Genomic DNA, 14,349 nt, shown 5'->3' with positions numbered 1-14,349 from the left:
GTCCATGAGCGACGCCGCGCACACCCCCCTCCTCACCCGCTGGAGCGCACTCGGCCTCCCGTCCCCGTACGGCCAGAAGCTCCTGGACCGCTGGGCCGAGCCGCACCGCCGCTACCACGACACCGCACACCTCACCGCCGTCCTCGACCGCATCGACGAGCTGGCGGGGCATGCGGCGGACGCCGATGTCGTACGGCTGGCCGCCTGGTTCCACGACGCCGTCTACCGGCCGGACCGCAGCGAGAACGAGGAGCGCAGCGCGCGCCTGGCCGAGATCTCGCTGTCCGAAGCCGGCCTGTCCGCGGACGACGTCGCCGAGGTCGCCCGGCTGGTACGGCTGACCGTCACTCACGACCCGGCGCCCGGCGACCGCAACGGCGAGGTCCTCTGCGACGCCGACCTCGCGGTGCTCGCGGGGGCGCCCGAGCCGTACGCGGCTTACGCCGCTGCCGTCCGCGAGGAGTACGGCTTCGTACCGGACGACGCCTTCCGGGACGGACGGGCTGGGGTGCTGCGCCAACTGCTCGCGCTGCCGCGGCTGTTCCGCACGCCGTACGGCCAGCGGGAGTGGGAACAGCGCGCCCGCCACAACCTCACCACTGAGCTGAGGCTGCTCACGTCGGCATGAGTGGGGGGCTGGGCGGGTGAGGTTGGGGTGGGGTTCGGGTGGCTTGGCATCGGATGGTGACGGCCGCGCCGCCGGGTCCGTATCGGAGCGGTGCCGGAAACGGATGGCCTCCTGGAGGAGGAGCGGGGAGGCGGGGGCGCCTTGGGCCTGCCGGGCGGCGGTGGGGCTGGCTGCTTGGCCGCTGGCAGCGGTCCGTGCCTGATGGTCTGCTGGGCGGTGGTTCGGGGGTGAGGTCGGAGGGGCGTTCCTGGGCCTGGAAGGCGGCGTGCCTGGTCTGGAGGGCGGCGTGCTTTGGCTGGAGGTGGGGCGTGTTTGCTTTGGAGGGGGCGCGTTTGGGGTTGGTGTGCGCTCTTTTTCTTAGGGGTGTGTCGGGGGCGAGGTACCCAGGGGGCGGGCTGGCTGACGGCGGGTCGCTGTCGGCGAAGCGGCGAGACCGTCCCCGTGCCGCCCGCCGCCCGACACACCCCTACCGAAAAGGGCGCGCGGCCAGGGCGTGCCCGCCACCTGGGTACCTCGCCGCCCGACACACCCCTAAGAAAAAGAGCGCACGGAAGGGGAGCGCGCGCCCCCACCCATACGGACACGCCCCCTCACCTGCCAGACGACTCACTCGCCATCTCCTCGCCTCGCCGCTGCCAGAGGTCAAGCGGCCAGCCCCACCGCCGCCCGGCAGGCCCAAGGCGCCCCCGCCTCCCCGCTCCTCCTCCAGGAGGCCATCCGTTTCCGGCACCGCTCCGATACGGACCCGGCGGCGCGGCCGTCACCATCCGATGCCAAGCCACCCGAACTCCGGTCCGGTCGCAGGCGCACCACGCCCTCACTCCCCCAAGTAGGCCGCCACTCCATCCAGCGCGCGCTGGAGGCCGAAGGCGAAGTCGTCGAACTCTTCGGCCTCGCCCGCCAGGTCCTCGTCCATGTCGTCGAAGGTGCCGGCCGCCACCGCCGCACCCAGCGCCGGCAGCCGGCCGTCCCCGGTCACGCGGGCGAGGAACTTGCCGTATCCCGCGAGCCGCTGCGCCGTGCCGGCCGGGTCCTGCTGCATCAGCGCCACGAGTGACAGCTCGCTCCGCACCAGGCCGCTGACCAGCAGGGAGACCGCGACCTTTTCGCCGTAGTCGAGGCGGGTGTCCGCGAGCGACTGAAGGGACTGGTCCAGCCAGGCCAGCTGGTTCGGCGTGACCGGCGGGCCGTGCGCCGCCACCAGGTGGACCGCCCACAGGTGTGTGAGCAGCGACTCGCGCATCGCCGTCGCCCAGTGTTCAAGCCCCGCCCGCCAGCCGGTGGCGCCGTCCGGCAGCGGCAGGGGCGGGCCGATCGCGGCGTCCACCATCAGCACGACGAGCTCGTCCTTGGTCGCCACGTAGCGATACAGCGCCATCGTCGAGGCGCCGAGCTCCTTGGCCACCCGGCTCATGGACACCGCTTCGATGCCTTCGGCATCGGCCACCGCGATCGCCGCCGTGACGATGCCGTCGAGGGTGAGGCCGCGCTTGGGGCCCTTGTGCGGCCGGTCGCGCAGGCCCCAGACGACTTCGAGGCTGGCGGGGAAGGGGGCGGGGGGATCGCTCTCCATGGCGACAGTTTATGGCATACGCAGTACCGTGTATGCTCTACGCAGTAGCGCGTATGGCATACGCAGAAGGGGGTCCGTCGCTCATGACACCCACACCCACATCGACATCGACATCGACATCGACATCGACAGTCAAACCCACGCCCACACCTGCCATCGAGGCCAGTGGCCTCAACAAGGCCTACGGGGACGTCGCCGTCCTGCGCGGTATCGACCTCTCCGTCGCGCCGGGCACCGTCTTCGCTCTGCTCGGGCCGAACGGCGCCGGGAAGACCACCACCGTCCGCATCCTCGCCACGCTCCTCGACGCCGATGCCGGTACGGCCCGTATCGGCGGGCGCGATGTCGTCGGCGAGCGGTCGGCGGTGCGCCGGGCGATCAGTGTCACCGGGCAGTACGCCGCGCTGGACGAGGAGCTCACCGGCGCCGAGAACCTGCGCATGATGGGCCGCCTCGCAGGGCTCTCCCGCGCCGCCGCCCGGACCCGCGCCGACGAACTGCTGGCCCGCTTCCGGCTCTCCGACGCCGGGGGCCGGCGCGTGGGGACGTACTCCGGTGGCATGCGCCGCCGTCTCGACCTCGCCGCCTCGCTGGTCGGGGAGCCTGCTGTGATCTTCCTCGATGAGCCGACCACCGGGCTCGACCCGCGCAGCCGGCAGGAGGTGTGGGAGCTGGTGGCGGGGCTGGCGCAGGCCGGTGTGACGGTCTTCCTCACCACCCAGTATCTGGAGGAGGCCGATCGGCTGGCCGACCGGATCGCGCTCATCGACGGCGGGGTGCTCGTCGCCGAGGGGACCGCCGCGGAGCTGAAGCGGCGGGTGTCGGGGGAGCGGCTGGATCTGACGTGTGCCGGGCGGGCGGCGTATGAGGAGGTGGAGCGGCTGCTGGGGGATCTGGTCGTACGCCGCGAGCCGGACGAGCTGCGGCTCGGGGTGGCGACCAGCGGACGGGCGGAGCGCGTGCGCGAACTGCTCGACGCCGTCGACCCCGACCGCCGCCTCGTCGAGCGTTTCGCGGTCCACGAGGCGAGCCTCGATGACGTCTTCCTCGCTCTCACCGACAAGGAGCCCGTCCATGTCTGACGCCCTGACCATGACCGGGCGGTCCGTCCGGCTCAGCGCCCGCACGCCCGACGCGCTCATCACCGCGCTGGTGATGCCGATGATGCTGATGCTCGTCTTCGTCTATTTCTTCGGTGGGGCGATCGAGACCGGTGGGGAGTACGTGCAGTACGTGGTGCCTGGTGTGCTGGTGCTGTGCGCGGGCTTCGGTGCCGGGAACACCGCCATGAGCGTCGCCCACGACATGGAGAGTGGGATCATCGACCGCTTCCGGGCCATGGACGTCAGCGGCAGGTCGGTCCTCGCCGGGCATGTCGCGGCGTCGCTGGCCCGTAATCTCGCCGCCACGACGGTGGTGTTCGGTGTGGCGATGGCGATCGGCTTCCGGCCGCGGGCGTCGGCGGCCGGGTGGCTCGTGGCGATCGGGGTGCTGGTCTGCTACATCGTCGCGCTGTCGTGGCTGTCGGCGGCGGTGGGGCTGGTGGCGAAGTCGCCGGAGGCGGCCGGCGGTTTCACCTTCTTCATCGCCTTTCTGCCGTATCCGTCCAGCGGCTTCGTGCCGATCGACACCATGCCGTCCTGGCTGCGCGGCTTCGCCGAGCACCAGCCGCTGACGCCGGTGATCGAGTCGATGCGTGGGCTGTTGCTGGATCGGTCGGTGGGGGGTGATCCGTGGCTGGCGGTGGCGTGGTGCGCGGGGATCACGGCGGTGGCGGTGGCGGGGGCAGGGGTGCTGTTCCGGCGGCGGACGGGGTAGAGCGGGTGCGGCCGTCCTGTGCACGCGCGGCAGTCCCGACGACCGGGCGACGATCTCGGTCGAGGATCACCAACATCGTGCTGACCCAGAAATCGCCCGACGTCGTCCACAGCATCCGTCGCGGCTCCGACGGCTGGCGCGTCGCGCACCGCGTGGTGACCGAGCCCTCCGGAAAGCCGCAGCAGTGAGGCTCAGTCGCGCACCGTCGCCGCGGCGGCCTCCGCTGCCGGCTCCGACCGCGCCACCAGGCGCGTTTCGCTCCGTGCCGTGCGCGACGCCATCGCCACCGCGGCCACCGCGAGCGCAGCGAGCACCGCGCCCGTCCAGGCCGTGGCGCGGTAGCCGAGGCCCGCGTTGATCACCAGGCCGCCGAGCCACGGGCCGACCGTGTTGCCGACGTTGAAGGAGGACGTCGCCGTTGCGCCCGCCAGGGTCGGGGCGCCGTTGGCGATGTTGAAGACGCGGGCGTTGAGGGCGGGGGCGGTGGTGAAGGCGGCGAGGCCGAGGAGGCCGGAGAGGATCACCATCGCCGCCGGGTAGTCCGCTAGGAAGGTGGCCAGGATCAGCACCACGACCGTCGCCGACAGGCCCGTGTACAGCGTCCCGAAGAGGTGGTCGTCCGCGACCCGGCCGCCGATCGTCGTACCGATGAAGGCGCCGACGCCGAAGAGCGCGAGCACCATCGGCACCCAGCCCTCGCTCAGCCCGGAGACGTCCTCCAGCAGCGGCGCGAGGTAGGAGAAGAAGGAGAAGACGGCGGCCGCGAAGAGCGCCACCGTGCCCATCGCCAGCCACACCTGCGGGTCGCGGTAGACGCGGAGCTCGGCCTTGAGCCGGGGCGGCTCCTCGCCGGGCTTCCGGTCCGTCTTCGGTACGAGCGTGACCACGCCGACCAGCGCGACCAGCGTCATCACGGTCACCGCCCAGAACGCCGACCGCCAGCCGAGGTGCTGGCCGAGGAAGGCGCCGCCGGGGACGCCGGCCACGTTGGCGACGCTCAGGCCGCCGACGATGATGCCCATCGCGCGGGCGCGGGCGTCGAACGGGACCATGGAGATCGCCACCGCCGCGCCCACGGCCCAGAAGCCGGCGCAGGCGAGGGCGCTGATGACGCGGGTGGCGAAGAGCACGCCGTACGAGGTGGCCACGGCGCCGACCACATGCCCGGCCGCGAAGATGATCAGCAGCCCGATGAGGGTCGTACGCCGCGGCAGCCGTATCGTCCCGGCCGCCAGCAGCGGCGCCCCGACCACCATGCCGATCGCGAAGGCGGAGATCAGCAGCCCGGCGTCCGGGATGGACACCCCGAGGTCGTCCGCGATCGGCGGCAGCAGGCCGGAGAGCATGAACTCGGACGTGCCGAGCGCGAAGACGGCGAGGCCGAGGACGTAGACGGCGACGGGGAGGGTGCGCTTCGCGGACAGGGTCGCGTTTGCGGGCATGGCTGAGTCAGGCGCGGCGGCGGAGTCGGGCATGTCAGAGGAACAAGCACCCCCCGGCCGATCATTCCCGGCCGATCCCCGCCGATCATTCCCTGCCGTGCAGTCGCGCGTGCAGCCCGCGGATCTCGTCGGTGAGCTCGGGGCAGGGGCCTGCGGTCTCGATGCCCGGCGCGACGTCCTGGACGGGCAGCGGCGCGACGGGGCCGGGGGCGATGCCCCACTCGCTCAGCCACCCGACGAGCTGCTCGGTGCTCGCCGCGTACACAATCCGCCCGAGCCCGACCCAGCCATGCGCGGCACTGCACATCGGACAGTGCTCCCCGGACGTATACACGACACTCTCCCGCCGCTCCTCCGGCGCGAGATGCGCGGCGGCCCACCGGGCGATCTCGAACTCGGGGTGGCGAGTGGCATCCCCGCCCTTGACGCGATTGCGATCGCTGAAGCGGACCTCCCCCTGCGCGTCGACGAGCACCGACCCAAACGGCTCGTCCCCATCGTCAAGCGCTTCCCGCGCAAGCGCGACGCAGCGGCGGAGGTGGTGGATGTCGGTGGGAGCGAGGGGCATCGAGTGAGCGCTGTCCGGCATGCCGTGAGGTTATCCCCGGCGGCACCGTCAACGGCATGCGCCACCATCGTCGCCCTTTCGAGGGAGGACGACCGATTACGCGCCGCTCTGGCCTTCAGTACGTAAGTGTTCTAGAATGGCTAAGTACTGCAGGGTGGGGTGTCATGGTCTGGCACCTTGAAATGGCAGGAGAGGTTCGCGCCTGGCTCCATGCTCTTCGGAGGACGGACCGCAGCACGGCTCGGCTTGTGGGCGGAGCGGTGCAGGCGCTTGTCGAGGAAGGGCCTGACCTGGGGCGCCCCCTGGTCGATCGGATCAGAGGCGCTGCCGTGCACAACCTCAAAGAACTGAGACCTGGTTCGAGCGGGAGCAGTGAGATCCGCATTCTGTTCGCGTTCGACCCGGCGCGCAGCGTGGTGCTGCTTGTGGCGGGCGACAAGTCAGGTGAATGGAGCGCTTGGTACCGCCGGGCAATCCCTCTGGCAGAGTCGCGTTACGCGGAGTGGCTGGAAGAGCTCGAGCGGCGGCAGAAGGAGGACCTGCAATGACGGCCTTTCACTCATGGGACGAGGTCAAGTCCGAGGTCTTCGATGAAGAGGATCTCCAGGCGGTGAAGGCGGCCGCTCAGCGCATGGTGGCGGAGGCCCGCGCGCACCGGCTGGCGGAGATGCGCAAGCAGCTGGGGCTCACACAGAGCGATGTCGCTTCGCGCATGCATGTCCGCCAGGAGCGCGTATCCGCCATCGAGCGAGGCAAGACCACGTCCGCGGAGGTCGGAACCATCGCTGCTTACGTAGCCGCACTTGGCGGCAAACTGGAGATCGTTGCTGAGTTCAACGGCATCCGGGTGGTCGTGGCGTGAGGGCCGAGGGCACCGTCATCGTCGTCACCCGGACCCACGAGGATCTGGAGGACGCCCTCGCTATCGCGGAGTACGCACGGCGCCAGGCGGCGGGGACGCCCGGTGACGGCATGTCGCACGAGGAGGTGGGACGCATGCTGGGAATCCGGTGTGCCCACGCTGACGAAATGGCCGCGACGCGCGCGGAGAACAGCTAGAGCGCCGACCGCTGCCCCGGCCCCGAAGTCGACTCCCTGACCTGCAGTGCCGTCCGCAGGACCACCGTCTGGAGCGGCCTGTCCGTGCCCGCGATCCGGTCCTGGAGCAGGCCCGCGGCCGTCCAGCCCAGGTCGTACGACGGGAGCTGGACCGTCGACAGGGGTGGGCGGACCAGGGATGCCCAGGGGACGTCGCCGAAGGACAGGACGCCGAAGGCCGGGGGCTCCACCCCCGCCTCCCGCAGGGCCTGCAGTGCACCCACCGTCATCAGGTTGTTCGCGACGAAGACCGCGTCCGGCGGCTCCGGCAGCGCCAGCAGCTCCGCCATCGCCGTACGGCCGCCCTCGACCCGGAAGTCGCCGTGGCGTACGTACTCGCGCGGCGGCTCGCCGCCCACGCCCTCCTCGCGGAGGTGGTCGCGCATCACCGAGCGGTAGCCGGCCAGCCGCTCCTCCGACGTAGACGCGCCCTCGGGGCCGGCGATGCAGGCGATACGGCGGTAGCCGCTGCGCAGCAGATGCGCCGTCGCCTCCTCGCCGCCGTGCTGGTTGTCGACCATGACCGCGTCCACCGACGCGCCGCGCGGGCGGCGGTCCACCGCGACCACCGGCATCTTCCGGTTCGCCATCAGTGACAGGTCGGTGCGGTTGCGGGACGCGGCCGCGACGATGACGCCCGCCATCTGCTCGGCCGCCGCGATCTCCAGGTAGCGGCGCTCCTTGTCGACGTCCTCGTCGGAATTGCACAGCACCACCGACAGGTTGGTCTGCTGCGCCGCGTCCTCGACCCCGCGGGCGAGCGACGTGAAGAACGGGTTCTCGATGTCCGGGATGATCAGTCCTATGACGCTCGCCCGCTGCTTGCGCAGGGAGCGGGCCACCCGGTTCGGGGCGAAGCCCATTTCGGCCGCGGTTTTACGGACGCGCTCCGCGCGCTCCGCGGTGACCCGGCCGCCGTTGAAGACACGGGAGACCGTCGCAGGGGAGACCCCGGCCGCGCGGGCCACATCGTTGATCGTCGTCACGGTTTCCGTACCCGAACCCCTCCATCAGGCGCGGGTGACCGCGCGCTGGGTGTCGTCCGCCCATTCTCCGCCGAACCTCGCGGCGGCGGGGCAGGCGGGGCGGGTCATGCGGCGGGCCATCCCGACCCCTTGACACCGTCTGGCCTGAACTTTACGTTCACGTGAAATGGATTTCAAGGGATCCTCCGAGGGGCCGCCTCGCAGGGGGATTCCCGCCCCAGGTACCCCGCTCCACCTCACGTACTTCCTAGGCAGAGCCTTGTCGGCTGCGTAAAGAAATCGATTTCAGGAGACCCGGCGTATGAGCACCACCTTCGGCCTCGACGACCTCGCCCGCCGCAGCAGCGCGGTGACCCGCTCCATCAGCGCAGAAAACTTCACCGGTGCCAAGGGCGCGGGCGGAATGGCGACGGAGGGCACCGGCGCGCAGGCGGCGAGCCGGCTCGGCCGCGGCTGGAAGGTCTCGCCCAGCATCGACATCGCGGCGGGCGAGACGGTGGAGCTCGCGGCCATCGACGGGCCCGGCACCATCAAGCACATCTGGTGCACGACGGCCCCGCACGCCGCCTGGCGGCAGACCCTGCTGCGCTTCTACTGGGAGGGCGAGGAGACGCCGGCGGTCGAGGTGCCGCTCGGCGACTTCTTCTGCAACGGCTGGAATCGCTTCAGCCAGGTGTCGTCCATCCCGGTCGCGGCCAACCCCAACGGCGGCTTCAACTGCTACTGGCCGATGCCCTTCCGGCGCAAGGCCAGGATCACGCTCGAAAACCTCGCCGCCGAGCAGATGACGCTGTACTACCAGGTCGACTACGAACTCGGCGAAGTCGCCGACGACGCCTCGTACTTCCACGCCCAGTGGCGGCGCAGCAACCCCGTCGCGGACGGTATCCACACCCTTGTGGACGGGGTCGAGGGCGCCGGGCAGTACGTCGGCACGTACTTCGCGTGGGCCGTCAACAGCCCCGGCTGGTGGGGCGAGGGCGAGCTCAAGTTCTTCCTCGACGGCGACGACGAGTGGCCGACCATCTGCGGTACGGGGACTGAGGACTACTTCGGCGGGGCCTGGAACTTCGACGTGCCCGGGCAGGGCTACACCGCGTTTACGACCCCGTATCTCGGCATGAACCAGGTGCTCAAGCCGGACGGCCTCTACGACTCCCAGCAGCGTTTCGGGATGTACCGCTGGCACGTCGTCGACCCGATCCGCTTCGCCGAGGACCTGAAGGTCACCGTCCAGTGCCTCGGCATCGGCCGCGGCCAGGGCAACGGCCTGCAGCACCGCTACCGGATCAACCACGACGACATCGCGTCGACCTCGCTCTTCTATCTGGACCGGCCGTCCAGCGGCGCCTCCCTCCCGGCCACGCCGGGGCTGCTGGATCTTGAGGCCGATACGCACATGTGACACCAACTCACCTTCACTACACAGAGACGGGAGCAAGGCAATGCTCCAGCACGGCAAGGGCGCCGGCGTCGGTGTCGCCGCCGCGTCGTCGCCGCCGAGCCGCCGCCGCTTCATCGGGGGAGCGGCGGGGGTGGCGGCGGCGGCCGCGGCGGTCCCGCTGCTCAGCGGCTGCGGCGGGTCGGCGAATGCGAGTGGCAAGAAGCTGACCTTCTGGAACTTCTACGCGCCGCAGAAGTCGCCGGACCCGGCGGTCAACGCGCAGGCGAAGTGGGTCACCGACCTGGTCAAGGAGTGGAACGACACCCACGAGGTGAAGATCGAGCTGATCTTCGTCCCGGGCCAGGAGTACAACGCCGGCTACAAGCTGCCGTCGTCCTTCGCCGCCGGCAACGGCCCCGACATCTGGCTGCTGAGCCCCGGCGACTTCCTCCGCTACCACAACGGCGGCGTGCTGCAGGACCTCACCCCGCACCTGGACAAGGGCGTCATCGAGGACTACGGCGACAACCTCAACAGCCGCATGGTCGACGGCAAGGTCTACGCGCTCCCGATGGAGGTCGAGCCGCTGGCGATCTTCTTCGACGAGGCCGGCTGGGAGAAGGCGGGCTTGTCCGAGGGCGATATCCCCAAGACATGGGACGAGTTGCTCGACATCGGCGACAAGCTGACCACCAAGACGCGTGCGGGGCTGGCCTTCGAGACCGACCCCGGCTACTACCAGAACTTCACCTGGTACCCGTGGCTGTGGCAGGGCGGCGGCAATGTCATCGACGGTGACGGCAACGCCGCCTTCGACTCCAAGGCCGCCCGGCAGGCGCTTGCGCTGTGGCAGGACGCGGTACGGCACGGCATCGCCCCGCGGAACAACCCGGCGGCGGGCGATGTCATCAGCGCCTTCAAGGGCGGGAACGTCGGCATGTGGATGCACGGCATCTGGAATGTGTCGTCTTTCAAGGCGTACGCCCCGAAGTACAAGTACGGGTTCTTCAAGCTGCCCATTCCTCCCGGCGGCAAGTACACGACGGCCCTGGGTGGCTGGTCGTTCTGCGCCAACGCCAAGGGCAACAACCCCGAGCAGGCGGCCGAGTTCTGCGCCTGGGCGCTCGGGAAGATGGACGACAAGTGCATCGACCGGATGGTCAAGTGGTGCACCGGCGTGAAGTCCGACGTCGCCCCGCGGAAGACCGTCCTCGACCGGGCCACGCAAAAGGGCGGCTACGACTCCTGGGCCATGAAGAAGTTCAAGGACGAGATCGCCCCCGGCGCCCGGGCCGAGCCGCGCTATCCGCCGGTGGTCTACAAGGCCGTCTCCGATGCCATTCAGGGCACGATGCTCGCCGGCAAGGGCGTGGACAGCGAAGTGGAACGGGCGGCCCAGTCGCTCGAGGCGTACATGAAGAGCTACAAGGGGGCGAGTCTGATATGACCAGCGTCGCCGCACCGGGCCGTACGGCTGATTCCCAGGCCGCCACACCTGCGCAGCCGGCCAGGAAAGGCCTCAGCCGCAAGCACCGCGAATGGCTGGCCGCCGCACTGTTCATCCTCCCCGACGGGCTCGGGCTGCTGGTCTTCGTCGGCATTCCGATGGTGCTCTCGGTCGTGCTGAGCCTGTTCCAGGTCAGTGGGTTCGGTACGTACGAATGGGTCGGACTCGCCAACTACGAGCGGATGTTCCAGGACCCGATGTTCTGGGAATCCATGCGGATCACCGGCATTTACGTGGTGACCCTCGTCCCCGTGCTGTTCTGCGTGAGCCTCGGCCTCGGGCTGCTGATGAAGCAGAAGCTGCCCGGCACCGGCTTCTACCGCACGGCGCTCTTCATGCCGTACATGATCAGTCTTGCCGTCGTCGGCCTGCTCTGGAAATTCATGCTCGACGAGCAACTGGGCGTGGTGAACAAGACGCTGCGCACGGTCGGCATGGACGGCGAGGCGTGGCTGGGAAAGCCGGGGCTGGCCCTGATGACCGTGATCGGGATCATGGTCTGGGTCATGATGGGCTACTACATGATCATTTTCCTGGCGGGGCTCCAGGAAATCCCGAACGAGTACTACGAGGCCGCGAAGATCGACGGCGCCGGCCCGTGGATGCAGTTCCGGTCCATCACCTGGCCGCTGCTCAAGCCCACCAGCTTCTTCGTGCTGATCATGTCCACCGTGGCCGCCATCACCGGCGGCCTGGACCTGATCTTCACCATGACGCAGGGCGGTCCGGCGAACGGGACGTCGCTGGCCATCTACTACATCTACACGCAGGCCTTCGGATTCGGTGAGTACGGCTACGCGTCGGCCATGGGTTCGTTCCTCGTGCTGATCATGGTCCTTTTCGCCGGGCTGATCTTCAAGGTCACGAACAGCGGGAGGTTCGACGATGGCGGCCAGTGAGAATGTGACCGCGATACGCAAATACCGCGCGGGCCGCGGCGGCCTCATCGCCCTCGCGATCCTCATGTCGGTGATAACGCTCTTCCCGTTCCTGTGGATGATCTCCTCGTCGTTCAAGACGCGGGCCACGGTGAATGACGGCAAGCTGATTCCCACGGACTTCACCTGGGACAACTTCGTCTTCGTCTTCACCGAGGTGGATTTCGGCCGCTACCTGTGGAACAGCTTTATCGTATCCGCGCTGATCACGGTGATCGCGCTGTTCTTCCACTCGATGGCGGCGTACGCGCTCGCCCGGCTGAAATTCCCCGGCCGGGAGAAGATCTTCAGCCTGATCTTCGCGACGCTGCTCATCACCGCACCCGTCGTGCTGATCCCGCTGTTCATGGTCGTACGCGAACTGGGCATCCTGAACAGCTATGCGGGTCTGATCATCCCGGCCATCTTCAACGCCTTCGGCATCTTCCTGCTCCGCCAGTTCTACCTCGGCTTCCCGAGGGAGCTGGAGGAGGCGGCGATCGTCGATGGCTGCGGCCACTGGCGGGTCTACTGGAACATTGTGCTGCCGATGTCCCGGCCGGTCCTCTCGGCGCTCGCGATCTTCTTCTTCCTGGCCAACTGGAATGCCTTTGTCTGGCCACTGGTCGTCGCGACCGACCCAGATCTCCAGGTGATTCAGACGGCGCTCGCGTCCTTCGCCTCGCAGACCTCGTCGAACTACAACTACATCCTCGCCGGCACCATGATCGCCGCGATCCCCATGATCGCCATCTTCGTCACCTTCCAACGCCAGATCGTCGAATCCATCAAGACGTCCGGCATCAAGTAACACCCTCTCTCCCCTGGAGGAATGAAACATGGCACGCATCGGTCTGCTCTCCATCTCCGACGGCCGCGACTACGTGCAGCGCGATGTCCGCGAGCACGTCACCCGCGCCGGCCAGGAGCTGGCCGGGATGCTGGCCGAGGCCGGGCATGAGGTGATCATCGCGCCCGAGCACGTGGAGTCCAACGTGCTCGCGACCTCGCAGGCCCGCTTCCTCGCCGACCAGCACGTGGATCTGACGATCTTCCACCACTCGGTGTGGACCTTCCCGCACTTCACCATGCTCGCGGCCGAGGCCACGCCGGGCCCGATCCTGATGGTCTCCAACATCGACCCGCAGTACCCCGGCATGGTCGGCATGCTCGCCGGCGCCGGCGGCCTCGACCAGATAGGCCGCGTCCACGCCCGCGCCTGGGGCGATCTGAACGACCCGGACACCAAGGCGCGGATCCTCTCGAATGTACGGGCCGGGGCCGCCGTTCAGGGCCTGCGCGGCTCCACCTTCGGGCGGATCGGCGGGCGCCCGATGGGGATGTACACGGCCACCGCCAACACCGACCAGTGGATGAAGACCTTCGGCGTCGACGTCGAGGAGATCGACCAGTGGGAGATCGTCCGGCGCTCCGAGAACGCCGACGCGTCGCTGGTGAAGCAGGGTCGGCTGTGGCTGGAGAAGTACGCCGCCGGCGTGCACTACGACGGCGACCGGCTCACGCCTGAGCTGCTGGAGCGGCAGATCCGCTCGTACTACGCGATGAAGGAGCTCATCGCGGAGTGGAATCTGGACTTCTCCGGGATCAAGGGCCAGCCGGAGCTGACGGCGAACTTCGCGACGATGGATGTCGCCGAGGCCTTCCTCAACGACCCGTACGACTGGGAGGGGCCGAAGGAGACCCATGTGACCTCGACGGAGGCCGACATGGACGGCGCGCTGACGATGCAGATCTTCAAGCTGCTGAGCGGGAAGCCGGTGCTCTTCGCCGACATCCGGCATTACCACCAGGACAAGGACGTCTGGGATCTGTGCAACAGCGGGCAGCATGCGACGTGGTACGCGGCCAGGTCCGATGACCCTGCCGAGAACCTCGGCAAGGTGAACTTCTATCCGGAGGTCTTCTACTTCCCGGCGGGCGGGGCGAGCGTCCAGCACCTTGCGGCGCCCGGCGACCTCACCTTCGCGCGGCTGACGCGGGAGAGCGGGGAGTACCGGATGCATGTGATGCGCGGGTCGCTGGAGACGTACGACTCCGAGACGAATGAGCGGATGATGCGCGCCTCCACGTGGGAGTGGCCGCATGCCTTCGCGCGGCTCAACGCCTCTGCCGAGGAGTTCCTGTCGAAGTTCGGCAGCAACCACATTCACGCCGTGCCCGGCGACTATGTCGCGGATCTGCGGAATGTGTGCGCGCAGTTGGGGATCCGGTACGACGGCTTCGGCGACGCGGCTTGAGATTCGGCGTTTATCGCGCTGCGCGCTCGTCCTCAAGCGCCGGACGGGCTTGATAGCCCGTCCGGCGCGAGCCGGGCCGCATCAAGCTCGGCGCGAGCCGAGCCAAATCAAGCCCGTCCGGCGATTGAGGACACCGCGCGACAGCGCGGCCCACGAGACCAAACGCAAGG

Annotated in this window: 15 protein-coding genes; 11 read left to right on the top strand and 4 right to left on the bottom strand. The window is 69.1% G+C overall.

Annotated elements, in window-relative coordinates:
* Positions 1-4 precede the first annotated feature (4 nt).
* A complete protein-coding gene (locus ACNNMR_RS19890) occupies positions 5-628 on the top strand; it encodes a hypothetical protein (protein ID WP_419995990.1) in 624 nt (207 codons plus the stop codon).
* 817 nt (positions 629-1,445) lie between these two features.
* On the opposite strand, the gene ACNNMR_RS19885 is transcribed toward ACNNMR_RS19890, so the two are convergent.
* Entirely contained in the window at positions 1,446-2,201 is a 756-nt protein-coding gene (locus tag ACNNMR_RS19885; RefSeq protein WP_419995989.1) for a TetR/AcrR family transcriptional regulator, read from the bottom strand.
* An 83-nt stretch (positions 2,202-2,284) separates the two neighbouring features.
* On the opposite strand from ACNNMR_RS19885, the gene ACNNMR_RS19880 reads away from it, so the two are divergent.
* Positions 2,285-3,283 (top strand): ATP-binding cassette domain-containing protein, encoded by a 999-nt coding sequence (locus ACNNMR_RS19880; protein ID WP_419995988.1) that lies wholly within the window; start codon positions 2,285-2,287, stop codon positions 3,281-3,283.
* Positions 3,276-4,019: an ABC transporter permease gene (locus ACNNMR_RS19875; protein ID WP_419995987.1), complete on the top strand. Its 744-nt coding sequence runs from the start codon at positions 3,276-3,278 to the stop codon at positions 4,017-4,019. The genes ACNNMR_RS19880 and ACNNMR_RS19875 overlap by 8 nt, the downstream gene beginning before the upstream one ends.
* Before the next feature lie 191 nt (positions 4,020-4,210).
* On the opposite strand, the gene ACNNMR_RS19870 is transcribed toward ACNNMR_RS19875, so the two are convergent.
* A complete protein-coding gene (locus ACNNMR_RS19870) occupies positions 4,211-5,461 on the bottom strand; it encodes a Cmx/CmrA family chloramphenicol efflux MFS transporter (RefSeq protein ID WP_419995986.1) in 1,251 nt (416 codons plus the stop codon).
* A gap of 85 nt (positions 5,462-5,546) precedes the next feature.
* Complete coding sequence (locus tag ACNNMR_RS19865; RefSeq protein ID WP_420000414.1) at positions 5,547-6,029, bottom strand: nucleoside deaminase; 483 nt, start codon at positions 6,027-6,029, stop codon at positions 5,547-5,549.
* A gap of 164 nt (positions 6,030-6,193) precedes the next feature.
* Here ACNNMR_RS19865 and ACNNMR_RS19860 point away from each other — a divergent pair, with 164 nt between their 5' ends.
* From ACNNMR_RS19860 to ACNNMR_RS19850, 3 genes are read left to right on the top strand one after another with little or no spacing between them, the layout of a single operon-like run.
* The gene (locus ACNNMR_RS19860; protein WP_419995985.1) at positions 6,194-6,577 is read left to right on the top strand and encodes a type II toxin-antitoxin system RelE/ParE family toxin; all 384 of its coding nucleotides are present in this window, start codon (positions 6,194-6,196) and stop codon (positions 6,575-6,577) included.
* Complete coding sequence (locus tag ACNNMR_RS19855) at positions 6,574-6,891, top strand: helix-turn-helix domain-containing protein (protein WP_419995984.1); 318 nt, start codon at positions 6,574-6,576, stop codon at positions 6,889-6,891. The genes ACNNMR_RS19860 and ACNNMR_RS19855 overlap by 4 nt, the downstream gene beginning before the upstream one ends.
* A complete protein-coding gene (locus ACNNMR_RS19850) occupies positions 6,888-7,088 on the top strand; it encodes a hypothetical protein (RefSeq protein ID WP_419995983.1) in 201 nt (66 codons plus the stop codon). The genes ACNNMR_RS19855 and ACNNMR_RS19850 overlap by 4 nt, the downstream gene beginning before the upstream one ends.
* Here the strand turns inward: ACNNMR_RS19850 and ACNNMR_RS19845 are convergent.
* Entirely contained in the window at positions 7,085-8,113 is a 1,029-nt protein-coding gene (locus ACNNMR_RS19845; RefSeq protein WP_419995982.1) for a LacI family DNA-binding transcriptional regulator, read from the bottom strand. The genes ACNNMR_RS19850 and ACNNMR_RS19845 overlap by 4 nt on opposite strands.
* A 301-nt stretch (positions 8,114-8,414) precedes the next feature.
* Between ACNNMR_RS19845 and ACNNMR_RS19840 the strand changes: the two genes are divergently transcribed.
* From ACNNMR_RS19840 to ACNNMR_RS19820, 5 genes are read left to right on the top strand one after another with little or no spacing between them, the layout of a single operon-like run.
* Positions 8,415-9,518, top strand: coding sequence for a glycoside hydrolase family 172 protein (locus ACNNMR_RS19840; RefSeq protein ID WP_419995981.1), 1,104 nt, complete (start codon positions 8,415-8,417; stop codon positions 9,516-9,518).
* A 40-nt stretch (positions 9,519-9,558) separates the two neighbouring features.
* Entirely contained in the window at positions 9,559-10,944 is a 1,386-nt protein-coding gene (locus ACNNMR_RS19835; RefSeq protein ID WP_419995980.1) for an ABC transporter substrate-binding protein, read from the top strand.
* The gene (locus ACNNMR_RS19830; protein WP_419995979.1) at positions 10,941-11,903 is read left to right on the top strand and encodes a carbohydrate ABC transporter permease; all 963 of its coding nucleotides are present in this window, start codon (positions 10,941-10,943) and stop codon (positions 11,901-11,903) included. Before ACNNMR_RS19835 ends, ACNNMR_RS19830 begins: the two co-directional genes overlap by 4 nt.
* Positions 11,890-12,732, top strand: a complete 843-nt coding sequence (locus ACNNMR_RS19825) for a carbohydrate ABC transporter permease (RefSeq protein ID WP_419995978.1) — start codon at positions 11,890-11,892, stop codon at positions 12,730-12,732. The genes ACNNMR_RS19830 and ACNNMR_RS19825 overlap by 14 nt, the downstream gene beginning before the upstream one ends.
* Before the next feature lie 28 nt (positions 12,733-12,760).
* Positions 12,761-14,179 (top strand): L-fucose/L-arabinose isomerase family protein, encoded by a 1,419-nt coding sequence (locus ACNNMR_RS19820; RefSeq protein ID WP_419995977.1) that lies wholly within the window; start codon positions 12,761-12,763, stop codon positions 14,177-14,179.
* The last annotated feature ends 170 nt before the right edge of the window (positions 14,180-14,349 follow it).

The organism is Streptomyces boninensis (assembly GCF_048572725.1).
In the GTDB taxonomy this organism is placed as follows: domain Bacteria; phylum Actinomycetota; class Actinomycetes; order Streptomycetales; family Streptomycetaceae; genus Streptomyces; species Streptomyces boninensis.
The sequence above is the reverse complement of the archived record's forward strand: the minus strand, read 5'-3'. Positions and strand labels throughout refer to the sequence as shown.